The 23,384-nt window shown below is 62.7% G+C and carries 20 protein-coding genes; 9 read left to right on the top strand and 11 right to left on the bottom strand.

What is annotated here, in order from left to right:
- Nucleotides 1-110: 110 nt before the first annotated feature.
- From rfbD to rfbB, 4 genes are read right to left on the bottom strand one after another with little or no spacing between them, the layout of a single operon-like run.
- Nucleotides 111-1,028 carry a dTDP-4-dehydrorhamnose reductase gene (gene rfbD / locus QZ853_RS18640; protein ID WP_295577374.1) on the bottom strand — a complete coding sequence of 306 codons (918 nt, stop codon included), beginning with the start codon at nt 1,026-1,028 and terminating at the stop codon, nt 111-113.
- Nucleotides 1,025-1,582, bottom strand: a complete 558-nt coding sequence (gene rfbC, locus QZ853_RS18635; protein ID WP_295577371.1) for a dTDP-4-dehydrorhamnose 3,5-epimerase — start codon at nt 1,580-1,582, stop codon at nt 1,025-1,027. The genes rfbD and rfbC overlap by 4 nt, the downstream gene beginning before the upstream one ends.
- Entirely contained in the window at nt 1,579-2,466 is an 888-nt protein-coding gene (rfbA, locus tag QZ853_RS18630; RefSeq protein ID WP_295577368.1) for a glucose-1-phosphate thymidylyltransferase RfbA, read from the bottom strand. The genes rfbC and rfbA overlap by 4 nt, the downstream gene beginning before the upstream one ends.
- Nucleotides 2,467-2,480: 14 nt before the next feature.
- Nucleotides 2,481-3,536: a dTDP-glucose 4,6-dehydratase gene (gene rfbB / locus QZ853_RS18625; protein ID WP_295577365.1), complete on the bottom strand. Its 1,056-nt coding sequence runs from the start codon at nt 3,534-3,536 to the stop codon at nt 2,481-2,483.
- A gap of 288 nt (nt 3,537-3,824) precedes the next feature.
- Here rfbB and QZ853_RS18620 point away from each other — a divergent pair, with 288 nt between their 5' ends.
- The 9 genes from QZ853_RS18620 (at nt 3,825) to QZ853_RS18580 (ending at nt 13,663) form a co-directional block, all read left to right on the top strand.
- On the top strand, nt 3,825-4,571 hold the full coding sequence (locus QZ853_RS18620; RefSeq protein WP_012509979.1) for an electron transfer flavoprotein subunit beta/FixA family protein: 747 nt from the start codon (nt 3,825-3,827) through the stop codon (nt 4,569-4,571).
- Nucleotides 4,571-5,512, top strand: coding sequence for an electron transfer flavoprotein subunit alpha/FixB family protein (locus QZ853_RS18615; protein WP_295577362.1), 942 nt, complete (start codon nt 4,571-4,573; stop codon nt 5,510-5,512). The genes QZ853_RS18620 and QZ853_RS18615 overlap by 1 nt, the downstream gene beginning before the upstream one ends.
- Before the next feature lie 134 nt (nt 5,513-5,646).
- Nucleotides 5,647-7,005, top strand: coding sequence for a phosphomannomutase (locus QZ853_RS18610; RefSeq protein ID WP_295577359.1), 1,359 nt, complete (start codon nt 5,647-5,649; stop codon nt 7,003-7,005).
- Between the two features lie 16 nt (nt 7,006-7,021).
- On the top strand, nt 7,022-8,431 hold the full coding sequence (locus QZ853_RS18605) for a mannose-1-phosphate guanylyltransferase/mannose-6-phosphate isomerase (RefSeq protein ID WP_295577351.1): 1,410 nt from the start codon (nt 7,022-7,024) through the stop codon (nt 8,429-8,431).
- Nucleotides 8,412-9,077 carry an acetyltransferase gene (locus QZ853_RS18600; RefSeq protein ID WP_295577335.1) on the top strand — a complete coding sequence of 222 codons (666 nt, stop codon included), beginning with the start codon at nt 8,412-8,414 and terminating at the stop codon, nt 9,075-9,077. Before QZ853_RS18605 ends, QZ853_RS18600 begins: the two co-directional genes overlap by 20 nt.
- Nucleotides 9,074-9,478 (top strand): GtrA family protein, encoded by a 405-nt coding sequence (locus tag QZ853_RS18595; protein WP_094000496.1) that lies wholly within the window; start codon nt 9,074-9,076, stop codon nt 9,476-9,478. Before QZ853_RS18600 ends, QZ853_RS18595 begins: the two co-directional genes overlap by 4 nt.
- Nucleotides 9,479-9,481: 3 nt before the next feature.
- Nucleotides 9,482-10,582, top strand: a complete 1,101-nt coding sequence (locus QZ853_RS18590) for a DegT/DnrJ/EryC1/StrS family aminotransferase (RefSeq protein WP_295577313.1) — start codon at nt 9,482-9,484, stop codon at nt 10,580-10,582.
- 2 nt (nt 10,583-10,584) lie between these two features.
- Nucleotides 10,585-11,511: a glycosyltransferase family 2 protein gene (locus tag QZ853_RS18585; protein WP_295577301.1), complete on the top strand. Its 927-nt coding sequence runs from the start codon at nt 10,585-10,587 to the stop codon at nt 11,509-11,511.
- Complete coding sequence (locus tag QZ853_RS18580) at nt 11,504-13,663, top strand: hypothetical protein (RefSeq protein WP_295577289.1); 2,160 nt, start codon at nt 11,504-11,506, stop codon at nt 13,661-13,663. The genes QZ853_RS18585 and QZ853_RS18580 overlap by 8 nt, the downstream gene beginning before the upstream one ends.
- A 237-nt stretch (nt 13,664-13,900) precedes the next feature.
- On the opposite strand, the gene QZ853_RS18575 is transcribed toward QZ853_RS18580, so the two are convergent.
- The 7 genes from QZ853_RS18575 to QZ853_RS18545 form a co-directional block, all read right to left on the bottom strand.
- A complete protein-coding gene (locus QZ853_RS18575; RefSeq protein WP_295577277.1) occupies nt 13,901-14,827 on the bottom strand; it encodes a GDP-mannose 4,6-dehydratase in 927 nt (308 codons plus the stop codon).
- Nucleotides 14,805-15,845, bottom strand: a complete 1,041-nt coding sequence (gmd, locus tag QZ853_RS18570; protein ID WP_227860115.1) for a GDP-mannose 4,6-dehydratase — start codon at nt 15,843-15,845, stop codon at nt 14,805-14,807. Before gmd ends, QZ853_RS18575 begins: the two co-directional genes overlap by 23 nt.
- 102 nt (nt 15,846-15,947) lie before the next feature.
- Entirely contained in the window at nt 15,948-18,464 is a 2,517-nt protein-coding gene (locus QZ853_RS18565; protein WP_295577248.1) for a glycosyltransferase family 1 protein, read from the bottom strand.
- On the bottom strand, nt 18,461-19,930 hold the full coding sequence (locus QZ853_RS18560; protein WP_295577236.1) for an FkbM family methyltransferase: 1,470 nt from the start codon (nt 19,928-19,930) through the stop codon (nt 18,461-18,463). Before QZ853_RS18560 ends, QZ853_RS18565 begins: the two co-directional genes overlap by 4 nt.
- Before the next feature lie 16 nt (nt 19,931-19,946).
- Nucleotides 19,947-21,188 (bottom strand): ABC transporter ATP-binding protein, encoded by a 1,242-nt coding sequence (locus QZ853_RS18555; protein ID WP_295577222.1) that lies wholly within the window; start codon nt 21,186-21,188, stop codon nt 19,947-19,949.
- Nucleotides 21,185-21,979 (bottom strand): ABC transporter permease, encoded by a 795-nt coding sequence (locus QZ853_RS18550; RefSeq protein ID WP_199120715.1) that lies wholly within the window; start codon nt 21,977-21,979, stop codon nt 21,185-21,187. The genes QZ853_RS18555 and QZ853_RS18550 overlap by 4 nt, the downstream gene beginning before the upstream one ends.
- On the bottom strand, nt 21,972-23,327 hold the full coding sequence (locus QZ853_RS18545; protein WP_295577183.1) for a glycosyltransferase family 4 protein: 1,356 nt from the start codon (nt 23,325-23,327) through the stop codon (nt 21,972-21,974). Before QZ853_RS18545 ends, QZ853_RS18550 begins: the two co-directional genes overlap by 8 nt.
- Nucleotides 23,328-23,384 lie beyond the last annotated feature (57 nt).

Here is a 23,384-nt window from a genome sequence, read left to right as displayed (position 1 = left end):
ATCCTTCTGGCGCGGCGGGCTGACCGGCAACGGACCCATCGCGCCACTTCCTCAGTGATTGAGGCGCAATTGTATGCGAACTGGCGGGGCGGCAACTTCGCGCCGCACGCTCACCCGCGGCGCGTCGGACACGTACGCGCAAGCACCGCGAGGGTCGTGTCGAGCCCCTCCTGCCAGGTGGGCAGGACGATGCCGAAGTCCCGCTGCAGCTTGCAGGTCTCCAGCACCGACCACGCCGGGCGCTTGGCCGCGGTCGGATACCCGGAACTGGGAATCGCCTCGACCACCGGTGCCTTCGCCAGCACGCCCGCAGCGAGCGCCCTGGCGAAGATCGCCTCGGCGAAGCCATGCCAGCTGGTCTGGCCACGGGCAGTCAGGTGCCAGGTACCGCACAGCTGGCCCGGATGCCGCAGCGCCTGCACGGTCACATCGGCGATCAATGCCGCTGGGGTCGGCGTGCCGACCTGGTCGGCAACCACGCGCAGCTGATCGCGCTCGGCGCCGACACGCAGCATCGTGCGCAGGAAGTTCGCGCCGTGCGCCGCATACACCCATGCGGTACGGAAAATCAGGTGGCGACCACCGGCCGCCCGCACCGCGACCTCACCATCACGCTTGCTGGTGCCATACACGCCCAGCGGCGCGGTGGGGTCATCCTCGCGATACGGTGTGGTGCCCTTGCCATCGAATACATAGTCGGTGGAGTAATGCACGAAGGGCACACCATGCGCCGCGCACCAGCGCGCGATCACGCCCGGCGCCTGCGCATTGGCCGCGAAGGCCGTATCGACTTCCTGCTCGGCGCGGTCCACAGCGGTATAGGCCGCCGCATTGACCACGACCGTCGGCTGCACCCGATCCAGCAGGGCGGTCAGGCTGTCGGGCTGGCTGAAATCGGCGGTCTCGCAGGCACGTCCATCGGGCAGCACGCCACTGCGGGTGGTCGCCAGCACAGTGCCCAGCGGCGCCAGCGCACGCAGCAGTTCCTGCCCGAGCTGGCCATTGCCACCGAACAGCAGAATGATCACGGCATGTAGACCGGCAGGCGGTCTTCGTCGATGTCCTTCAGGAAGGGCGCGTTCTCGTCCTTGGCAGACAGGGTCGGTGCACTGACCGGCCAGTCCACGGCGATGTCAGCGTCGTTCCAGCGCACCGCGGCGTCGGCTTCCTTCACGTAGACATCGGTGCACAGGTAATGGAACAGCGCGGTCTCGGAGAGCACCGCGAAGCCATGTGCGAAGCCCTCCGGAATCCAGAACTGCCTGCGGTTCTCCGCGCTCAGCACCAACGCTTCCCACTGGCCGAACGTGGGCGAACCGCGGCGGATGTCCACGGCCACGTCGTAGACCTCACCCTCCAGTACGGTCACCAGCTTGCCCTGCGAACGCGGCCATTGGTAGTGCAGCCCGCGCAGCACCCCCTTGGAGGAGGAAGAGATGTTGCTCTGCACGAATGCAGCCGGCAGGCCATGCTCGGCAAATCGGCCCGCATTCCAGGATTCAAAGAAGTACCCGCGCGCGTCGCCAAACACCGCCGGCTCGATGATCTTGCAGCCTTGCAGCCGTGTCTCGACTACCTTCACGGCACGAGGCCCCGCTGCAGCAGCTTCTGCAGGTATTGCCCGTAGGCGTTCTTGGCCAATGGCGCGGCCAGCGCTTCAAGCTGCGCGGCGCTGATCCAGCCCTTGCCGAAGGCGATCTCCTCCGGGCAGCAGACCTGCAGGCCCTGGCGGGTCTGGATGGTCTCGATGAAATTCGACGCTTCCAGAAGCGATTGGTGTGTACCGGTGTCCAGCCACGCATAGCCTCGTCCCAGCGCCTCCAGATGCAGGCTGTGCTCGTCAAGGTAGCGCTTGTTGAGATCGGTGATCTCCAACTCGCCCCGCGCCGACGGCGTCAGCTCGGCAGCGTAATCGCTGGCATTGCCGTCGTAGAAGTACAGGCCCGTCACTGCATAGTTCGAACGCGGATTCGCCGGCTTTTCGACCAGGTCGATGACCTTGCCGCTACTGTCGAACTCGGCCACGCCATAGCGTTCCGGATCATTGACCCAATAGCCGAACACGGTCGCTCCCTGATCGCGCTCATCGGCGCGACGGAGCATGTCGCTCAAACCATGGCCATGGAAGATGTTGTCGCCCAGCACCAGGCAGCTCGGCTTGCCGGCGACGAAATCGCGACCGATCAGGTAAGCCTGGGCCAGGCCATCGGGGCTGGGCTGCACCGCGTACTGGATGTCCATGCCCCACTGCGAACCATCGCCCAGCAGCTGCTGGAACAGGGACTGCTCGTGCGGGGTGTTGATGATGAGCACTTCACGGATGCCCGCCAGCATCAGCACGCTGAGCGGGTAGTAGATCATCGGCTTGTCGTACACCGGCAGCAGCTGCTTGCTGACGCCCTTGGTGATCGGATACAGCCGGGTGCCGGATCCACCGGCGAGGATGATGCCCTTGCGCTGGGTCATGGTGTCTCCTGGGTTCAGGCCGCGGTGCCGATGCGCTGCAGACGGTAGCTGCCGTCGAGCACGCCGTTGACCCATGCCTGGTTGTCCAGGTACCAGTCAACGGTGAAGGTGATGCCCTGCTCGAAGGTGTAGGCCGGTTCCCAGCCCAGGTCGTTCTTCAGCTTGGAGGCGTCGATCGCGTAACGGCGGTCATGGCCGGGGCGGTCGGTGACGTAGGTGATCTGGCTGCTGCGCGGCTGGCCGTCCGCACGCGGGCGGCGCTGGTCCAGCAGCGCACAGATCGCCTGCACCACTTCGATGTTCTGCTTTTCCGAATTGCCACCCACGTTGTAGGTCTCGCCAACCTTGCCCTTGGCCAGCACGGTGCGGATCGCTTCACAGTGGTCGGACACGAACAGCCAGTCGCGCACCTGTTTGCCATCGCCGTACACCGGCAGCGGCTCACCGGCCAGCGCCTTGGCGATCACCAGCGGGATCAGCTTCTCGGGGAAGTGGTACGGGCCGTAATTGTTGGAACAGTTGGTGGTCAGCACCGGCAGCCCGTAGGTGTGGTGGAACGCGCGCACCAGGTGGTCCGAGGCGGCCTTCGACGCCGAATACGGCGAATTCGGCGCATACGGCGTGGTTTCGCTGAACTTGCCGGTCTCGCCCAGGGTGCCGTACACCTCGTCGGTGGACACGTGCAGGAAGCGGAACGCCGCGCCCTGCTCGGCCGGCAGTGCCTTCCAATAGTCGCGCACGGCTTCCAGCAGGCCCAGAGTGCCCACCACGTTGGTCTGGATGAAGGCGCCCGGGCCGTCGATGGAGCGGTCGACGTGGCTCTCGGCCGCAAAGTTCAGCACCGCCTCCGGCTGGTGCTCGGCCAGCAGGCGCGCCACCAGGGCGCCATCGCCGATGTCGCCCTGCACGAACACGTGGTTCGGGTTGCCCTCCAGGCTGGACAGGGTCTTCAGATTGCCAGCGTAGGTCAGCACATCGAGGTTGATGACCTTGACGCCGCGCGCGACGGCCTCGAGAACGAAGTTACCGCCAATGAATCCGGCGCCGCCGGTGACAAGCCATGTAGGCACTACCTGTTCTCCTGATCGATGTGACGAAGCTGGGCGGTATGGAAACCGTCCGATTCAGCTCTACAGAATACATCGGGGGGCCGCTGGCAACTGCCTTCGGCGCATGAACGAGAGGCAAGAAGGACTCACGCTGTTCCGCAACGCAGCAAAAACCATACGCATTCGCATGGTCCCCTCAAGCCAGCTAGAATCGGGATCCCACCCCCGAACCGGTTGCTGTTGCAGGACCGGGCGTTCTCCGCAACTGTGAGCCGGCCCGTGGCCGGCACTACAAGGATCGAGCAGCAGATGAAAATCCTCGTCGCGTACAAGCGCGTGGTGGACTACAACGTCCGCATTCAGGTCAAGCCGGACGGTTCCGGCGTGGTCACCGACGGCGTCAAGCTGTCGCCCAACCCCTTCGATGAAATCGCCCTGGAAGAAGCCCTGCGCCTGCGCGACAAGGGGATCGCCAGCGAAGTGGTGGTCGCCACCATCGCCCCGGCCGACGCCCAGGCGCACCTGCGCAACGGCCTGGCGATGGGTGCCAACCGTGCCATTCACGTCGTCACTGACCAGGCCATCCAGCCGCTGACCGCGTCGCGCACCCTGCTCAAGCTGATCGAGAAGGAACAGCCGGACCTGGTGATCCTCGGCAAGCAGGCAATCGATGACGATGCCAACCAGACCGGCCAGATGCTGGCCACGCTATGGGGCCGCCCGCAGGCGACCTTCGCCAGCAAGCTCGAGATCGCCGACGGCAAGGCTACGGTGACCCGTGAAGTCGACGCCGGCCTGGAAACCCTGGAAGTGGACCTGCCGGCGGTGGTCACCACCGACCTGCGCCTGAACGAGCCGCGCTTCATCAAGCTGCCGGACATCATGAAGGCCAAGGCCAAGCCGCTGGAGACCCTGCAGTTGGCCGACCTCGGCGTTGAAGCCGCCGATACCTTCAAGACCACCCAGTACGCCGCGCCGTCCAAGCGCAGCAAGGGTGTGATGGTCAAGGACGCGGCCGAACTGGTTGCCGCACTCAAGCAGAAGGGGTTGCTGTAATGAGCAAGATTCTCGTCATCGCCGAGCACCACGACGGCAAGCTCAACGCCGCCACCGCCAAGACTGTCAGCGCCGCCGCCGCCATCAGCGGTGCCAGCATCGACGTGGTGGTGCTGGCCGCCGATCCGGCCGCCGTCGCTGCAGAAGCGGCGAAGATCGCCGGCGTGGCCAAGGTCCTGACCGTGGCCAACGCCGCCAACGCGCAGGCCATCGCCCAGGTGCTGGCGCCGCAGATCGCGCAGCTGGCCAAGGGCTACAGCCACGTGTTCGGCCCGTCGACCACTTTCGGCAAGGACCTGATGCCGTGCGTGGCCGCCCTGCTCGGCGTCAACCAGGTCTCCGACCTGATGACCGTTGAAGGCAGCCACACCTTCAAGCGCCCGATCTACGCCGGCAACGCGATCATCACCGTGGAAGTCCCGGCCGACCAGATCGTGGTCGCCACCGTGCGCGCCGCGTCGTGGCCGGAAGCGGCCCAGGGCGGCAATGCCGCCATTGAAGCGGCCAGCGCCGATGCCGCCCTGCCGACCCACACCCGCTTCATCGGCCTGGCCGCCGGTGCCAGCGACCGCCCGGACCTGCAGAGCGCCAAGCGCGTGGTCTCAGGTGGGCGCGGCGTTGGTTCGGAAGAGAACTTCAGGGTGATCTTCCAGCTGGCCGACAAGCTTGGTGCCGCCGTCGGTGCCTCGCGCGCCGCCGTCGATGCCGGCTACGTGCCCAGCGACCTGCAGGTCGGCCAGACCGGCAAGATCATCGCGCCGGAACTGTACGTGGCCGTCGGCATCAGCGGCGCGATCCAGCACCTGACCGGCATCAAGGACGCCGGTACCATCGTGGCGATCAACAAGGACGGCGATGCGCCGATCTTCGAGATTGCCGATATCGGTCTGGTCGGGGACCTGTTTGCGATCCTGCCGGAGCTGGAAGCAGCGCTGGGCTGAGATGTGTGGAGGGATGCCACGTAATCAACAGGTTACGTGGCATTCATGGGCCTGTTCTGGTTTGGGGATCGATCACTCGTCCTTGCAGCTGCTGTCGCTATAATCCGGGGTCAACCTTTGTAAGGACTGCATTGATGACGCTTCCGTGTTTCAAGGCCTATGACATCCGTGGTCGCGTTCCGGATGAACTGGATGAACGCCTTGCCCGCCGTATCGGCGCTGGCACTGCCGCGTTGCTGGGCCCGGGACCGGTGGTGGTTGGACACGACATCCGCCTGAGCAGCCCTGCGCTGCTGCAGGCCGCCATCGAAGGCCTGACAGCCAGCGGCCGTGATGTCATCGACATCGGCATGTGCGGCACCGAAGAGGTCTATTTCCAGACGTTCCACCGCCAGGCCGCCGGCGGCATCATGGTCACTGCCAGCCACAACCCGATGGACTACAACGGGATGAAGCTGGTGCGCGACGGTGCCAAACCGATCAGCGGCGACACCGGCCTGTTCGATATCCGCGATTTCGCCGCCTCCGATGCCCCGCTGGGCAACGGCACCGGAACCGTGACCCAGGATGCCGACAAGTCGGCCTATATCCAGCACCTGCTCGGCTATGTCGACCGCGCCAGCCTGAAGCCGCTGAAGATCGTCACCAACCCGGGCAATGGCGGCGCAGGACTGGTCATCGACCAGCTGGCTCCGCATCTGCCGTTCGAGTTCATCCGCATCCAGCATGAAGCCGACGGCAGTTTCCCGAACGGCATCCCCAATCCGCTGCTGCCGGAAAACCGCGCGGCCACGCGTGATGCCGTGCGCGCCCATGGCGCCGACTTCGGCATTGCCTGGGATGGCGACTTCGACCGTTGCTTCTTCTTCGATGCCGAAGGCAACTTCATCGAGGGCTACTATCTGGTCGGCCTGCTGGCCACCGCCCTGGTGAGCCGCCAGCCGGGCGGCAAGATCATCCACGACCCGCGCCTGACCTGGAACACCGTGGAAATGGTCGAGCAGGCCGGCGGCGTGCCGATCATGAGCAAGACCGGCCATGCGTTCATCAAGGAGCGCATGCGCGCCGAAGACGCCATCTACGGTGGTGAAATGAGCGCGCATCACTACTTCCGCGAATTCGCCTACTGCGATTCGGGGATGATCCCGTGGTTGCTGATCGCACAGCTGGTATCCAACAGCGGCAAGTCGCTGGGCGAGCTGGTGGCCGACCGCATGAAGGCTTATCCGTGCAGTGGCGAGATCAACTTCCGTGTGGACGATGCCAAGGCCACGGTCGCGCGCGTGCTCGCACATTTCGAACCTCAGCAACCCATCCTGGATCGCACCGACGGCGTCAGCGCCGACTTTGCCGAATGGCGCTTCAACCTGCGCAGCTCCAATACCGAACCCTTGCTGCGGCTGAACATCGAGACCCGCGGCAATGAAGCACTGCTGCAGGAACGAATCCGCGAGCTGACCGCCCTGATTGGCGGCACGCCAGCCAATCACTGAGAAGGACATACTTCGCATGACCCCAATTGTCCCCGTCATTCTGTCCGGCGGCTCGGGCACGCGGCTGTGGCCGCTGTCGCGCGAGGCCTATCCGAAGCAGTTCCTGCCGCTGGTCGGCGACGACACGATGCTGCAGGCCACCTGGAAGCGGGTTGCTTCCATCGCCGGCGCAGCACCGATCGTGGTCGCCAACCAGGAGCACCGCTTCATGGCTGCCGAGCAGCTGCGCGAGTGCAAGGTACTGCCGCAGGCGCTGATCCTTGAACCGGTGGGCCGCAATACCGCTCCGGCCATCGCCATCGCCGCGCTGCAGGCCCTGGCCAGCGGCAATGATGCCTTGCTGCTGGTACTGCCGTCCGACCACGTGGTCCGCAATGAAGCGGCCTTCCACGCGGCGGTCAAGCAGGCCGCCATCGCTGCCGAGGCCGGCAAGCTGGTCACCTTCGGCATTGTTCCGACCGCGCCGGAAACCGGCTACGGCTATATCAAGGCCGCTGCCGGCGAAGGCGTGCGCGCCGTCGACCGTTTCGTCGAAAAGCCCGATCTGGCCACTGCCGAACAGTACGTCGCTTCCGGCGAGTACTTCTGGAACAGCGGCATGTTCCTGTTCAAGGCCTCGCGTTACCTGAAGGAACTGGAAGCGCTGCAGCCGGCGATCCTGGCCGCGTGCCGCCAGGCGCTCGACAAGGCTGCCCGCGACAACGACTTCATCCGCCTGGATGCCGAGGCTTTTGCCGCCAGCCCGAACGATTCCATCGACTATGCCGTGATGGAGAAGACCGCTGACGCCGCTGTGGTGCCGCTCGACGCCGAGTGGAACGACGTCGGTTCGTGGTCGGCGCTGTGGGAGGTGTCCGACAAGGACGCCGACGGCAACGCGTGCCACGGCGATGTGATCGCCCTGGACTGCAAGGACAGCTACGCTTACGGCAATCGCCTGATCGCGATGGTCGGCCTGCAGGATGTGGTGGTCGTTGAAACCGATGACGCCGTGTTCGTGGGCCACAAGGACCGCGTGCAGGACGTCAAGGAAATCGTCGGCCAGATCAAGCGCGATGGCCGCAGCGAAGCCGCCGCCCACCGCAAGGTCTACCGTCCCTGGGGCGCTTACGACTCGATCGACAATGGCGCGCGGTTCCAGGTCAAGCGCATCACCGTCAAGCCGGGCGCAACGCTGAGCCTGCAGATGCATCACCACCGTGCCGAGCACTGGATCGTGGTCAGCGGCACTGCCGAAGTCACCCGTGGCGATGAGGTGATCCTGCTGTCGGAGAACCAGAGCACCTACATCCCTCTGGGCGTGACCCATCGCCTGAAGAATCCGGGCAAGCTGCCGCTGGAACTGATCGAAGTGCAGTCCGGCAGCTATCTGGGCGAGGACGATATTGTGCGCTTCGAAGACCAGTATGGCCGCGCACCACAGTAATAGGGCCGAGTTGGATGAACGCGCCATCGCCCTGATCGGCGCGGGCGGCCATGCGCGCGAAACACTGCTGCTACTCCAACAGTGCGGGGTGGCATCAGAGCGGATAGCCGGCTTCTTCGTGGATGGCGAGTACTGGACAGGTGAACTGATAGAGGGCTATCCCCAGCACAGACTGAACACCTTTGACCCAAGCATCCACGCTGCTGTGGTGGCGGTTGGCGACAGCCAAACCAGGCGCCGCCTTGCTTTGGCGCTGCCTGCGGGAACCTGCTTTCCCAGCTTCGCGCACCCCACGGCAATCATTCCGGACTATCTTGAGCTTTCAGAGGGTGTGATCGTTCATGCCGGCTGTATTGTCACCACCAATGTCAAGCTGGAGCGCCATGTCCAGCTCAATCGGTCAACCAATGTGGGACATGACTCGGTGCTGCGCGAGTTCGTAACCACGGCTCCAGGGGCGGTCATCAGCGGCAATTGCGAGATTGGAGCTGCCAGCTACCTCGGCGCGATGTGCTGCATCCGCGAGAAACAGAGCGTCGGCGTAGAGGCGGTAATCGGCATGGGCGCAATGGTAGTCAGCGACGTCCCAGCGCATGCCGTATTTGTCGGCAATCCGGCTCGTCCGTTGGCGCGAAAATCCAAATGACTTTACCTCGCATCGCACAACTGTATGCCAACGAGAAGCTTCGCTTCCTGGTTGTCGGGGGGTGGAATACTGCGGTGGGCTACTTGGTGTTCCTGGTGTTCCATCTCACCATCGAATCACGCTGGGGCGTGGCAACTGTGCTTATCGCGAGTTACTGCGTGGCACTGCCACATTCCTTCCTGACCCAACGCCTCGCAGTTTTCCGTTCGAAGCGGCCGTGGCTACCGGAGTTTGGCAGATTCGTGCTTTCCAACAGCTCGATCTTCATAGCCAATCTCCTGCTCCTCCCACTGGCTATTGCTCTGACCGGCGCCAACAGCGCCTTGCTGCAAGCCGTATTCCTCTTCATATCGACCGTAGCCAGTTACCTGGCTCACAGGCACTTCACTTTCTCCCGGTGATTCATGGACAAGATTCCGCTCCTCGTCCCGCTCATGCCAACCCTCGAACAAGCAAAGGCCTACTTCGCTGAGATCGATGGCAATCGGCACTACACGAACTTTGGCCCACTGAGTCGTATGCTTGAGCAGCGGCTGGCCAATGATCTCGGCGTACAGCAGGAAAACGTCACCACTGTGTCCAACTGTACGGTGGGCCTTGAGCTGGCTCTACAGGCGCGTGGGCTGCCGTCGGGGGCAAGAGTGCTGCTGCCCTCTTTGACCTTTGTTGCAACAGCAACCGCTGTCAGCCGAGTGGGGATGACTCCTGTCATTGCCGACATCGACGCAGAGGGGTGGTCGTTGACGCCGGAGATCGCGCGACAAGCAACGCAACGCGAGCATATCGACGCCATCATGCCGGTTGCCACATTCGGAAACCCCCAGGACCCAGCCCTTTGGGACGCATTCGAACGTGAGACGGGGATTCCGGTCATCGTCGATGCCGCAGGCGCCTATGGCAATCAATCAGCCGGCTCGTTGATCGATGTTGTGTTCAGCTTTCACGCCACGAAGTCTCTGGGCGCAGCCGAGGGCGGTGCTGTGGTTTCACCGGACCCCCAACGCATCCAGCGCATACGTGCGCTATCCAATTTCGGACTGGACGTGCGAAGCGGTTCGCTTGTCGAGCTGGGAACGAATGGCAAGATGAGCGAGTATCACTGTGCATTGGGACTCGCCTCGTTCGACATGTGGGAGCAGGTCAAAAACGATCGGCGCGAGCTGTATGCACGGTACATGGCACGGCTGCGGACTGCCTGCCCATCCCTGCAATTCCAGACCAAGCCCGAAAGCGGTGTGTACCCCTTGATGGCTGTGCTCCTTCCGGAGGGCAAGGATGCAATCTCCATCGGTAACCGACTTTCGAACGCCGGAATCGACACGCGTCGCTGGTACACGCCGGCGCTTCACCAGCAGCCGGCGCTCCGCGATTGCGCCATTGTTGGAGAGCCCATGAACGCCAATCGACTTGCAGGTCGAATCATCGGGCTTCCCTTCTTCCTCGGCATCAGTGACGCACAGATTGACCACGTGTGCCAGTCGCTGGCAGCCGAACTGGAGTCCTGAGCATGGCACTCATCAGTTACGTTGTGCCCGTCTACAACAACTCAGGATCGCTTCGGCCAACCTGGGAATCCATTCGAGAACTTTTCCAGACGGAACTAGCAGATCACACCTACGAAATCGTATTCGTCAACGATGGATCCCAAGACAACTCCTGGGCTGAAATCATGGAACTGGCCTCAGAAGACAATGCCGTGCGCCCGTTCCGGTTTACGCGGAATTTCGGACAGGTTCCCGCGATCATTGGTGGTTACCAGAAATCTGCTGGTGACGCGGTCATCAACATCTCGGCTGACCTCCAAGATCCCATAGAGTTGACGGTACAGATGGTCCGAAACTGGGAGGCGGGCTTCGACGTCGTCATAGGTCATCGCAATGATCGCAATGACTCGATTGCGTCCAACTTCTTCTCCAAAGTCGCATACGCCATTTTGCGTAGTTCCAACCGTAATATCCCTGAAGGCGGCTTCGATTTCGTCCTGATGAGCCGCCGTGCAACCAACACGTTCCTGCAGTACGAAGGCCGGAATCGCTACTTCCAGGGTGACATCCTTTGGGCGGGCTATCGAACTGCCCTGCTGCCGTATGCCAGGCGCAAACGCACCATCGGCAAGTCCCAGTACAATTTCGGCCGCAAGCTCAAGTTGTTTCTCGACTACGTCATCGATGGCTCCTACCTTCCCATCCGCTTGATGTCACTGTCCGGCGTACTCGTGTCTGCCCTTGGCCTGCTGTACGCGGTAATTGTGCTCGGTGCCTGGGCATTGCATACCACGCCCTTCCCCGGCTGGGCGCCACTCATGATCGCAGGCCTGGTGATTGGCGGCATGATCATGCTCATGCTGGGCGTTATCGGCGAATACCTGTGGCGCATCCTGGACGAAGTAAAGCACAAGCCGATGTACATCTTTGAGGATCGACCGGATGCGTGAGTTGATCCGGGACCCGGGGAAGGATTCATACCGATGGCGCATACTGCTCGCGCTGCTTCTTGCGGCGCTGGCCACGGCAGTCTATTGGTATGGCACCGGAATGCAGCGGGGCTCCCTGTCCACGCCCATGTCTTACGAGGGCGACGCCCTGCAGTACGGATACATCATTGACAGCTTCGCGCGCCCTGGAGGGCTTGCTCGAATCGACAATGCTGGCGCCCCATTCGGGACCCAGAACGTCGACTTTCCGAATGGTGATTTCGGCAACATGCTGCTGGCCGCCCTGCTGTTCTCTGGTGGGTACGGCCTTGGTTTCAATCTGTTCCTACTTTTAAGCGTAGCGACAACGGCAGTGGCCGGGTTCGCTATTTCGCTCCGGTGCCGCATTTCTCCTGGCCCTGCTTTGCTTGTGGGCCTTGCGTTTGCGTTGCTTCCGTTCCATTTCCAGAGAATTGGCCATCTCTTCTACACCAATTATGCAACCGCAGCCGTTGCCCTCTGGCTGGCGCTGAAGCTTGCGGATCCGCTACTGGACAGAACACGCTCTAGAGTCCGGCGGTGGCTGGGAGCGCTTGGACTGCTCGCGGCATGCATCTGGTGCGGTACGACCGGGGTGTACTACGCGTTTTTCACTTGCATCGTGCTTGCTGTTGCCACGATCGTTCAGATCGGACGCTCTCGCTCCATTCTGCCAGCCTATCGCGGCGCCCTCTTTGTTTCAGGGATCGTATTGTGCGTCGCGCTGCAGCTTCTGCCGACGCAGGTCCACAACCGCGTGGAAGGTCCGAATCCCTCCGTCGGAAAGCGCTCGCTGGTCGAGAGCGAAATCTACGGTTTGAAACTCTCTCAACTGCTCCTCCCTGTGCACGGCCACAGATTTGGACCCGCCGCTAGAGAGCGAGCCAAATATGACGAGCAAGCACTCACGGTCAACGAGAATGGCACCGCAACGCTTGGCGCCCTGGGTAGTGCTGGCTTCATGATGGGGCTCCTGATGCTCTTCATCCCATCTGTCCGCCGCATGTTCCCTGCCGCGCAACAGCTGTGTGCGGTGCTGCTTGTCGCGCTCTTCATCTTTGCGACAACCGGTGGACTTGGGAGCCTGTTCGCGCTGTTGGTTTCCCCTCAGATTCGTGCGCTGAACCGCATATCTCCATTCATTGCGTTGTTCAGTCTCATCGTGGCTGCAGGAACACTCCAGCTAGCGTGGACATGGATGGCCTCCCGTGGCAAGCATTGGCATAAGAGCGGTGCAGTGATGGTTGCCGTGCTCTCTTTCTGCATCATCTACGATCAGGTCAGCCCAGCCTACCGACAGACCAGGAATTCGCGGAGCGAGGTTGCCGCGCGATATCAAAGCGATCGCGATTTCGCCAGAGCTATCGCAGCCAAGCTCCCGCAGGGAGCGCTCGTCATGCAGTTGCCTTTTATCACCTATCCCGAGAATCCCGAGTCACTCGGCAGCTACACACAATTTCGGAACAGCCTGCATGCACCTGGCCTGCGATGGACTCACGGAGCCATGAGGGCACGGCCTGAATCCAATTGGTTGAGCGAAGTGGCAGCTCTGCCAGCGGGCCAGTTCATGGAAGTCGTGCAGGCATTGGGCTTTTCCGCACTGGTCATAGACAAACGTGCGGAATCCGAGGAAATCCGTGAGAAGGCGGTGGCCTTCGCCGGTCTTCCGGGCGCACACCAGTTCAGTGATCGTGACAATACTCAAACCGCCATCTTTACGGGTGCCACAGGCGCAACTGCTCGGGCCTTGGTCCGCGACGGAGGCTGGCATGCAGTGGAGGGCGATGGAGATCGTAGATGGGTATGGTCGGCAGACAAGCCAACGCTGGCGCTCTCTCCCTCGCCTCCAGGCGCAGCCAGTTGCAAGCTGTCAATGTCGCTTTCTGCGATTCGCCCAATGAAAGTCAGCATCTCCGATCCCTCGGGGAGGCTGCTCGCAGAAGCATCTCTTCGCCCAGATCAGGTGTCGGTCGTTGAACTTACGGTTCCGGCCAACACACAACGGATACTGCTGGAGAATGAGATTCCTGCCGCACCGCCGGGTAACGGGGATCCGCGCCCCCTTGCACTGCGCTGGGATTACACTGGCAGCCAATCCTTGTTGTGCGCCTTCGACGGACGCAAAGAGAACTGAACCTCGCTACCGGGCTGCTACCACGTCGGTAGCGGCCCGGGCCTTGGCAAAGCGGCTGGGCAGCAGCGGCTGTGGAATCAGGCCGCTGCGTCGTTAACGGGGAGCCGGCAGCCAGAGGGCGTGGTGCAACCGCCAAGGCTGCCGGAGCCCACCGCTCCGGCGCGCCCAATTCTGGCAAAACTGCTCGGCGCTTCTGATTTATTGATCGCCATGCTCCGGGATGTGGAGCCAGGCAGGTCAGACATTCACTCCAAGCATCCAGCGCAAGGTCTGCTCCATTGGAACAGGTTCCCAGCTACCGATCAGGCCACGCAATCTGCGGTTGTCCCCGACCAGGACCTTTACTTCATTGGCGCGAACGAACGCCGGATTGACCCGGATCTCAAGGGCATGCCCGGTAATCTGCTGGCACATCTGCACGATTTCCATCAGGGTATGGCCCTGCCCCGTGCACACATTCACGGTTCTCCCGATGGCGGCAGATGTCTGCAACAGCTGGCGATACGCTGCAACCACTGACCGGACATCGCCAAAATCACGCGCCACTTCCAGGTTGCCCAGTTCCATGACCTCGGCGCGCCGCGCGAAGTGCGAGACAATTTTAGGTATCAGGAACTGTTCTGCCTGGCCAACCCCAGTGTAGTTGAACGGGCGAACGACGGTGATCGGCAGTCGATCGCGCCAAAGCCCTGCCACATGCTCCATCGCAAGCTTGCTGACCGCATAGTCGTTGGCAGGAGAAGGGATCGTGTCTTCGTCCAGCACCCCGGCCGATGCATTGCCGTAGACGTTCGCGCTGCTGGCGAGCAGGATCTGGGCTGGCGGGTAATCGCTCTGCTCCAGCGCAGCCAGCAGATTTCGGGTTCCAAGCAGATTGACGCTGTAGAAATCCTCCACGTTGCCGTGGCCCACGAACGCCAGCGCTGCCAGGTGTACTACCCGGTCAGCGCGCGCGGCAGCTACCGCCGCCCCCATCGCCTCGGAGTTCCGAAGGTCCGCGACAATCGTCTCGTGCGCACCTTCTACTTTGTCCTGACTCCCCAATGCCACAACGTGGCATCCTTGGGCACGCAGTTCAGCCACCATGTAGCGCCCTGTGAAGCCGGACGCTCCGGTGACAAGAACCCGCTTTCCGCTCAGGTCAGAACGAGAAACCACGCTCATTCCTCTTCAGGTCGGCCTCGACCATCATCTGGCACAGCTGTTCCAGCGTGGTCTGCGGCTTCCAGCCCAGGATGCGCCCAGCCTTTTCCGGATTGCCGATCAGCAGATCGACTTCCGCCGGGCGGTGGAATTTCGGATTGATGCGCATGACGGTCTTGCCACTCGCGGTATCGATGGCGACTTCGTCGATATCCTTGCCCTTGAACTCGACATCAATGCCGGCGCCCTTGAACGCCATGCTGACGAAATCGCGCACGGTTTCGGTGCGGTTGGTGGCCAGCACGAAGGTGTCCGGCTGGTCGGCCTGCAGCATGCGCCACATGCCTTCCACATATTCCTTGGCAAAGCCCCAGTCGCGCTTGGCGTCCAGGTTGCCCAGTTCCAGCACGTCCAGCTGGCCGAGCTTGATCTTGGCCACCGAGTCGGTGATCTTGCGGGTCACGAACTCGCGGCCGCGCAGCGGGCTTTCGTGGTTGAAGAGGATGCCGCTGGAACCGAAGATGTCGTAGCTCTCGCGGTAGTTCACCGTGATCCAGTGCGCGTAGAGCTTGGCCACACCGTACGGGCTGCGCGGGTAGAACGGGGTATCCTCCACCTGCGGCACGGCCTGCACCTTGCCGAACATCTCCGAGGTCGACGCCTGGTAGAAGCGGATCTTCGGGTTGACCAGGCGGATCGCTTCCAGCAGGTTCAGCGCACCCACACCGGTGATCTGCGCGGTGGTGGTCGGTTGGTCGAAGCTGACGCCCACGAAGCTCTGCGCGGCCAGATTGTAGATTTCATCCGGCTGGATCTTCTGCACCATCGCCAGCGAGGTGCCCAGATCGGTCAGGTCGTACTCAACCAGATGCAGGTTCGGATGATTCGTAACACCCAGTTCGTCCAAGCGCCAGAAATTGACGGAACTGGTACGGCGATAGGTGCCGTACACCTCGTACCCTTTCTCAAGCAGCAGTTCGGTCAGGTAAGCACCGTCCTGGCCGGTGATGCCGGTGATAATCGCCTTCTTATTGCTCATTCCGATCTCTCTTCAAAAGTCAGGTTTGGCGGATTCCGCCAGATCGCGGAGGCAACTGTCGCCTGCGTGCCCCCGCTCGCCCATGCAACGGTGGATCATAGCTCAGGAGCTGGTGAGGGGCCGGTCCACGGCGAGGCGATCCTGCAGCAACACGCGCTGCAACTGTGCAGCGCTCTGCGTCCAGGTCAGCCAGGGCATGCGGTCTGACCGGGTCTCGGCCCCCTGTGCCCGAAGTGGCAGCCATTCGCGGACGGCTTGCGCGATGGGGGCGTCGCCGTGCCCCGCGAAGAAGTGTGCATGCCCCCCCGCCACCTCCCTGAATACGGGAATATCGCGGGCGATGATCGACAGGCCACGCTGAGCGGCCTCGATCAGCGGCAACCCAAACCCCTCACCTTCCGAGGCAGCCATCAGGCAGCTGGAACTGGCGTAGATCGTGTCCAGGTACTCGTCACTGGCACTCTCGAACCAGAACAACTGGCGACCGAGTCGCGGATGGCCCGCCAAGCGGCTGCACAACGCGTCAACCAACCAGCCCTTGCGTCCGACGATGACCAGATTCACGTCATGCCCTTCCGCCCATAGCGACTCGAAGGCCGACAGCACCATCGCATGACCTTTTCGGGGTTCGATCGTTCCTACCATCAGGAAACTGGGTACGGCGGCGATCCGCGCGATCACTTGCCCGGCATCATCCGGAAGCCCCTTCGATGGCACGCTGCCATCCAGATCGGCGCCGAGGTGGAACCAGTCAATCGAGGCCAAGCTCTGAACCTGCTGCTCGTCCATCCAGGCACGGACATCATCGGCCACGGCCCTGGAAATGCAGATGAGCTGGTCGGCACAACCGAGGATTTCACGCAGCCAGGCTTCGTGGTGCTGACCCCCACCGCCCGGCCACCACTGCGGATGCCTGACCGGCAGGATGTCGTAGACCACGAAGCTGATCTTCACGCCGCTGCGGCGCAGGTAGCGGAACCACTCGCTGCCCAGCTTAACGGCAGATCCGGTCAGATCGAGGCCCAGGAATACATCGCCCGCGTGGCACACCACCGGCAGATCGGCCTGCTGCGGCAGACCCAGCAACGTCGCTGCATACGTGTTGGCGCAGACGTACTGGCCGGTACTACGATCCAGCCGTACCAACTGCAGCCGATAGCCTGCGGGCGCCAATTTTGCCCATTCGGCCACCACCGCGCGCGTGACGCGCTGGATGCCTGTGCGTAGATCCTTGTCCGCCAGTTCGGTGACGTCCACCAGCAACTGCGGTGCAGCCGCGCAGCTGCGATCAAGCGCATCCGCGGCGCTCAGTAGATCGGTGCTCTGGGCATCGGGGAGCGCGCCCAGGCGGGTTGTCGCGATGCTGACCGCTGCCTCGGGCGAGGTGCGCTCCAGCTCCAGTCCAACCACGTGCTCGCACGCATCGACGAAGACCGAGGCCACCTTGTCCCACGAGAACGCCTGCGCCCGCTCCAGTGAATAGTCACGCAGGCGCTGGTTCTCTTCCGGATTGGAGAGGAAGTGAGTCATGCGCGCACGGAGCGAATCGACATCCATGGGATCAAACAACGCGGTGGGTTCCGTTGCGATCTCACGGATGCTTGAAGCGTCCGATGCAATGACCGCCGCACCACAGGCCATTGCCTCCAGCACTGGAAGCCCGAAGCCCTCGTGCCAGGATGGGAACGCGAAGAGGCTGCATTCGTTGTACAGCGCGACCAGCTGCTCATCGGACACATAGCCGGTGAAGACCAGATCCCGTTCCGCCAGGCCCAGTGACGCCGCAAGGCGCTTCAGCTCATCCACGTGCGGCGCGGGCATGTGCCCGGCGAACACCAGCTGCATGCCGGCGCGTAGTTTCGCATCCAGCCCTGCGTAGGCTTCCACCAATCGCGGCAGATTCTTGCGACGATCCGCGCCACCGGTGTACAGGACGAAGCCAGCGGCCACCCCGAATGCAACGCGGGTCAGAATGCGCCGGGAGTCCAGTGTATCCATCGGACGGAACACCGGGTCGCAGGCAGCAGACATGTTGAAAATGCGCTCTGCCGGGAAGCCAGCGACTTCGTGTGCTTCCTGCGCCGAGCTTTCGGAAATGGCCACCAGCGCATCGGCCCGCGCCAGCTGCTCCAGCTTCCCGTGATAGAACTCGCGATAGCGCGGGTCCGGATCCAGGTACAGCTTCGGATTCATAAACGGAATCATGTCGTACAACGTGACAAGGGTCGGCACGCGGCAGTGCTGGTTGATGGTTCCCACCGCATTGTCGGCAAAGCCCTCAAAAAGGCTGGAGACATGCACGATATCCGGCTGCAGCGTGGCAATCGCCGCCTCACGCACGATTTCAGCCTGCTCCCGGCGAAGCGTATTCTCGCTTTCACGCTGGGCAACGGGCAACGGAACGTGCAGCACGTGGATGCTGTCCCTCGGCAGCAGGCCGGCGAAGGCCTCGCGGATGTGATCGATGCCTTCGGGGAAGGCGCCATTGACCAGAAGGTGGACGTCGTGGCCCCGCGCATTGCGTGCCACCGACAAGGCCAATGACAACGAGTACCGGCCGATGCCACGCAGGCGGCTTTCGCCTTGGGCGCCCTGCAGGTCCAGAAGAATCCGCATCATCTGTTCTCCGTGCGATTGCCAGCTGCGATATCCGTGTAGAACGCCCGTCCGCGCACGGACAGCTGCTCCAGGGCCTGCACTTCGGTGAGGCCCTCGAACGAACCAACCCCGCCAACCAGGCCTGCATGCTGCAGGGTCCCCGGCACCTGGGCAATGATCCGGTTGTTGACCGCCACCGATATCAGCTTGGCATGCAGTCGCGGCACCCGCTTCAGCAGCGAGTTCAGCGGACGCGCGACTGCCGGGCGCTGGGCAACACGACGCATGGCCGCGAGCACCACCCGACGCGCAAACATCGTCGGCTGCGTGAACAGATACTTCAGCCCGCGCAATGGTCGCGTGATCCGCCAGGACGTGCTGGTCAGAAGCGCGTGCACGACCTCGTTCAGGCGTGCGACTTCAGCGTCGCGACGTCCGATCTCAACGGCGAACACCTGATTCTGTGCCACTGCCCGCTGGAACTCTTCGCGATGCTCTCCTGCAGCTTCGACAATCAAGCTCTTCTCGCGATGGAAAGTGGCTTCCGACGCACGCTTCGCCTTCAGCTCTCCTTCCAGCACTTCGATCTTCCGGGCCGCTTCGGCCAACTGCACATGCTGCCGGGCCTCGACTTCTGCAGCGGCCGCCCGCTGTTGCGCTGCTGCTTCGGCAGCGGCCGCCCGCTGCTGCTCTGCTGCTTCGGCAGCGGCTGCCCGCTGCTGCTCTGCTGCTTCGGCGGCAGATGCTCTCTGCTGTGCCATGGCTTCGGCAGCAACTGCATTGGCGGCCGCACAGAACGCCGATTGTGGTGCCAGGACGAAATCGTCGAACACATTCGGGCCACACGTCAGCGCAGTGGCCAGCTCAGGATGCGCGTCGCTCACATAGAAGCGGTTCAGTCCATCGAAGTACGCAAAGGAATAGCCCTTGGCCAGCACCATCGGATCCCACAGGTGGTGGTTCAGTTCCGGACTCTGCGGCCGCGTAGCCTCGACCACCAGCACCCAGGGCCGATGCGGTCCGTTCCAGCCTTCGATGACCTCCCGCTCGGCGCCTTCGACATCAATCTTGAGCCAGTGGATCTCGCCGGGCCCGGACATCTCGAACACGCTGTCCAGCGTCACCGCGGGCACGCGCACTTCGCTGACCTTGAAGCCGGCATCGCGATGTTCCTGGGCGATGCCCTCATCCAGCGTGCTCAGACCGGTGTCAGCGACGTCAAAGAAACGGAGCTCACCCGGGCTGTTGGTAACAGCCACCTGCAGCACCTGTTCGTCGGGACGCCGCGTTCGCAGCAGATCCGAATAATGCTGGGTCGGTTCGACATGGATGCCGCGCCAACCACGCTCGTAGAAAACAAGGCTCACAGAGTCAACGTCCGGGCTCTGTGCGCCGACATCGATGTAGCGGCCGCCTTCGATGTGGCCCAGTACGCGCCACAGGATGACATCTTCAAAATTCTGGGCGTAGGAAATGAGCTTGGACATGGTTACTCGGGGGAACTCAGATGACAGTGCCGCGTTCTACAGCAAACTCAGCATCCAGCCAGTTGCTGCCAATGAACATGGGGTGGTCCGCATTCATGACTTCGAAGACCAACAGATTGTCGACCCACTCGAAGTTGTCGATCATGTGCGTATCGCTGCTGACCAGGGCTGGCGAAACCGAGTACGAACCCGGGCCCATCCGGCAGGTGAAGTCCAGCGTGTAGCGCAGCCGTTCTCCTGCCGACACGTGGCTCTGGACCTGCTCGGTGTGCCAGGTGTTGCTGCCCCAGACCACATGCCCCTGCTTGTCACGGATCATGAAGCCGAGCACCAGACTGGGCAGCGGAGCCCGCACTTCCGCTTCTAGTACCAGCCTGAGCTGCTGCCCCACCATCGCCAAGGCAACCTCGCTGCCCGTGGCTGCGTCGATCAGCTTGAGGCTGCTGACCACGGCCTGGCCACTGCCACTGCGGGTGGTGACCCAACCCGACTCATCACGTCGTTGCTCAACGCTGAGCTTCTCGTTCTCCTTGCGGGCGATCAACGCGTTGTAGAAGTCGATCACTTCGTCCGGTGCACCGTCCTTCAGCACCTGCCCCTTGTCGAGCAGGATCACCCGGTCACACAGTGCCTTGACGTCGCTGGGGCTGTGGGAGACCAGCATGATCGAGGTGCCTTCCTCGCGGAACCGCCGCATGCGGTCGAAGCTTTTGTGCTGGAAGTAACTGTCACCCACCGCGAGGGCTTCGTCGACGATCAGCAGGTCGGGGGTGAATGCCGTTGCGACCGCGAATGCGACGCGTACCTGCATGCCGCTGGAATACGTGCGCACTGGCTCGTCGAAGTATTCGCCGATCTCCGCGAATGCCTCGATCCCCGGCATGGCTTCGGCGATCTGCTCCTGGCTGTATCCCATCAGGCCTGCGGAGTGGAAGGCATTCTGCCGGCCCGTCAGGTCCTGGTTGAACCCCATTCCCAGCTCAAGGATGGCGGCGACCCGGCCAGTCCGCGTGACCCGTCCTTCGGTCGGCTGCGCGGTACCGGTGATCAGCTTGAGCAATGTGCTCTTGCCGGCACCGTTCTGCCCGATCACACCCACCGCTTCGCCGGGCGCGATTGAGAACGACACGTCCCGGAGCACCCAGTGCTCTTCGCGCGGGCGGGTTGGCAGGCCGAACCAGCTCGCTGCGCGCAGCCATTCGCTGCCCCACACCCGGTAGGCCTTGCCTACGCCTTCAACACGCAACTCACCACTCATAGTGCATCCACCATCTCGGGACTGGCACGACGGAAAACGATCAACGATGCCAGCGCCAGCACGCATGCGGCGCCAATCAGCCAAGCTAGGTCAGCCCACACCGGCGGTTGGTCGTAGAGCAGGACGTTCTGGTAGCTGCTCACCAGCGGATACAACGGATTCAGCTTGAACAGGCCCTGCACGTGCTCAGGCAGGATGCGGATGTTGTAGACAATCGGCGTCAGCCAGAACAACGCCTGCAGCACGACGGGGACCACCTGACCGATGTCGCGCATGAACACGTTCAACACCCCCAGCAGCAGCCCGATCGACATTGCGAAGAAGAGCGTGATCAGCATCAGGACCGGCAGCCAGAGCGCCTGCGCTCCCGGGTAGTGGCCGAGCACTGCGAACACCACGAAGATCGCGATGAGCAGCAGAAGGTTGTTGACCAGCATCGTGCCCCCGGCGATGAAAGGCAGGCAGATGCGCGGGAACGCCATCTTCTTCATCAGGTTGCCGCTGTCCACAAACAGCGACACGCATTTGCCGACCGTCTCGGAGAACATGCTCCAGCACAGCGTGCCCGCCATCAGGTACAGCGCATAGGCGTACTTGTTGTCGATGCCGGGCAGCTTCGCCGACAGTACCTCCGACAGGATGGTGGCAAAGATCACGACCTGCATCAGCGGATGGATGATCATCCACAATGCGCCGAGCTTGCTGCGGATGAAGCGGACCCGCAATTCATTCTTGATCGACGAAAGAATGAAATAGCGGTAGGCCCAGATGGACCGGATCATGTCACTCATTACCTGCCTCGTGCTTCATTGTCTGCATGGTGTCCTGCGCGGTACGTGCGTTGGCCTGAAGCGTGCGAACGCGTTCAATGATGCCGCTGGCAGCGGCCTGGGTGGATAGGATTGCTTCGACGCGGGTGCGTCCTGCCTGCCCCAGCGCGGCGGCATAGCCCGGGTCATCGGCCAGCCGGCGCATCCAGGCTGCAGCCATCGGCACCTGCGCGTCGGCCCAGCGCTGCCCCTTGCCCGCCGGGTATTCCCCTTCACGCACGGGAACAAGCGTGAAATCGACCAGTCCGGCCGAATCGGCATCCATGAATTCCATGTTGCCCGACCACCCGGTGGCGATCACCGGCTTGCCCATGGCCATGCATTCGGCCAGGCCCAGGCCGAAGCCCTCGGCGCGGTGCAGCGACACGTAAGCGTCGCAGCAACGCTGCAGTGCATTGAGGTGCTCGCGTGCGATGACTTCGTCACGGATGATGATGCGCTCGTCGCCATCGGCGATGGCCAGCAGATGCTTGAGCAGATGCGGGAAACGATGGCCATTGCTGCTCTTGACCAGCAGGCGGACATCGCGGCGCTGTGCCGGGAACGCCTCGCGGAAGGCACGGATCACCGCTTCGGGATTCTTGCGCTCCATCCGCGAACTGAAATCGAAGGACGTCAGGAAGACGAAGGCATCCTCCGGCAGGCCGAAGTCCACACGCTGCAGCCCACTGTCGTTGAGGACACCCAGCGGCATCGGAATCCGCGTCACCGGCTTGCGGGTGGCATGAGCCACGGCATTCTCGACGAAACCTGTGGCCACCATCACTTCATCCACCAGTTCCAGGGCCGGCAACCAGCTGTCGGGCAGGCGTTCCAGCTCCCAGAACCAGCAGGCGATGAGGTAGCGCCCCTCCCCGCGTGCCAGCGGGATACTCGCCAGAGCCTGCGCCAGGTAATCCGGGTTGACGAAGATGATGCTGACTGCATGCGGCATCGTATCGTCGAGGTAGGCATCAAGCGCATGTTCGCCACGCGCGTTCGGCAGGCCAAGATCGATGTCGCGAAGCGCGACCGGCACACCCTGTTCGATCAATGCACGCGCATAGCTGCGCGCCGCTTCAGCCAATCCGAACTGACCATGGATATAGCCGAGGATGTTGACCCCCGGCAGGTCCGTTCCACGTCCTGCTGCGCCAGCGACGACGTCGCCGGCAGGCTGCAGCTGTCTCTCCCAGGCCGCAGTGCGCACGAAGCGCGTCCGCGCCTGCAGTCGCCGCGAAAACAATCGCAGCGCACCTTCGCGCAGGCCGGTCGGCAACAGATGGTAGGCACAACGCAGCCACGCCTGGCTGCGCAGCCACGCAAACATGCGTACCGATGAAGCAACCGGAGAGGAGTCTGGGGACGTCATGGAGGACAGGGGGGC

The sequence above is a fragment of the uncultured Stenotrophomonas sp. genome, assembly GCF_913778665.1.
GTDB lineage: Bacteria > Pseudomonadota > Gammaproteobacteria > Xanthomonadales > Xanthomonadaceae > Stenotrophomonas.
Note: the sequence above shows the minus strand (reverse complement) of the source record. Positions and strands in the feature narration are given on the sequence as shown.

What these genes read in the sequence shown, in the direction of transcription:
- rfbA (WP_295577368.1), bottom strand. Translation starts at nt 2,466, where the DNA reads ATGACCCAGCGCAAGGGCATCATCCTCGCCGGTGGATCCGGCACCCGG.
- QZ853_RS18620 (WP_012509979.1), top strand. Translation starts at nt 3,825, where the DNA reads ATGAAAATCCTCGTCGCGTACAAGCGCGTGGTGGACTACAACGTCCGC.
- QZ853_RS18615 (WP_295577362.1), top strand. Translation starts at nt 4,571, where the DNA reads ATGAGCAAGATTCTCGTCATCGCCGAGCACCACGACGGCAAGCTCAAC.
- QZ853_RS18610 (WP_295577359.1), top strand. Translation starts at nt 5,647, where the DNA reads ATGACGCTTCCGTGTTTCAAGGCCTATGACATCCGTGGTCGCGTTCCG.
- QZ853_RS18605 (WP_295577351.1), top strand. Translation starts at nt 7,022, where the DNA reads ATGACCCCAATTGTCCCCGTCATTCTGTCCGGCGGCTCGGGCACGCGG.
- QZ853_RS18600 (WP_295577335.1), top strand. Translation starts at nt 8,412, where the DNA reads ATGGCCGCGCACCACAGTAATAGGGCCGAGTTGGATGAACGCGCCATC.
- QZ853_RS18595 (WP_094000496.1), top strand. Translation starts at nt 9,074, where the DNA reads ATGACTTTACCTCGCATCGCACAACTGTATGCCAACGAGAAGCTTCGC.
- QZ853_RS18590 (WP_295577313.1), top strand. Translation starts at nt 9,482, where the DNA reads ATGGACAAGATTCCGCTCCTCGTCCCGCTCATGCCAACCCTCGAACAA.
- QZ853_RS18585 (WP_295577301.1), top strand. Translation starts at nt 10,585, where the DNA reads ATGGCACTCATCAGTTACGTTGTGCCCGTCTACAACAACTCAGGATCG.
- QZ853_RS18580 (WP_295577289.1), top strand. Translation starts at nt 11,504, where the DNA reads ATGCGTGAGTTGATCCGGGACCCGGGGAAGGATTCATACCGATGGCGC.
- QZ853_RS18575 (WP_295577277.1), bottom strand. Translation starts at nt 14,827, where the DNA reads ATGAGCGTGGTTTCTCGTTCTGACCTGAGCGGAAAGCGGGTTCTTGTC.
- gmd (WP_227860115.1), bottom strand. Translation starts at nt 15,845, where the DNA reads ATGAGCAATAAGAAGGCGATTATCACCGGCATCACCGGCCAGGACGGT.
- QZ853_RS18565 (WP_295577248.1), bottom strand. Translation starts at nt 18,464, where the DNA reads ATGATGCGGATTCTTCTGGACCTGCAGGGCGCCCAAGGCGAAAGCCGC.
- QZ853_RS18560 (WP_295577236.1), bottom strand. Translation starts at nt 19,930, where the DNA reads ATGTCCAAGCTCATTTCCTACGCCCAGAATTTTGAAGATGTCATCCTG.
- QZ853_RS18555 (WP_295577222.1), bottom strand. Translation starts at nt 21,188, where the DNA reads ATGAGTGGTGAGTTGCGTGTTGAAGGCGTAGGCAAGGCCTACCGGGTG.
- QZ853_RS18550 (WP_199120715.1), bottom strand. Translation starts at nt 21,979, where the DNA reads ATGAGTGACATGATCCGGTCCATCTGGGCCTACCGCTATTTCATTCTT.
- QZ853_RS18545 (WP_295577183.1), bottom strand. Translation starts at nt 23,327, where the DNA reads ATGTTTGCGTGGCTGCGCAGCCAGGCGTGGCTGCGTTGTGCCTACCAT.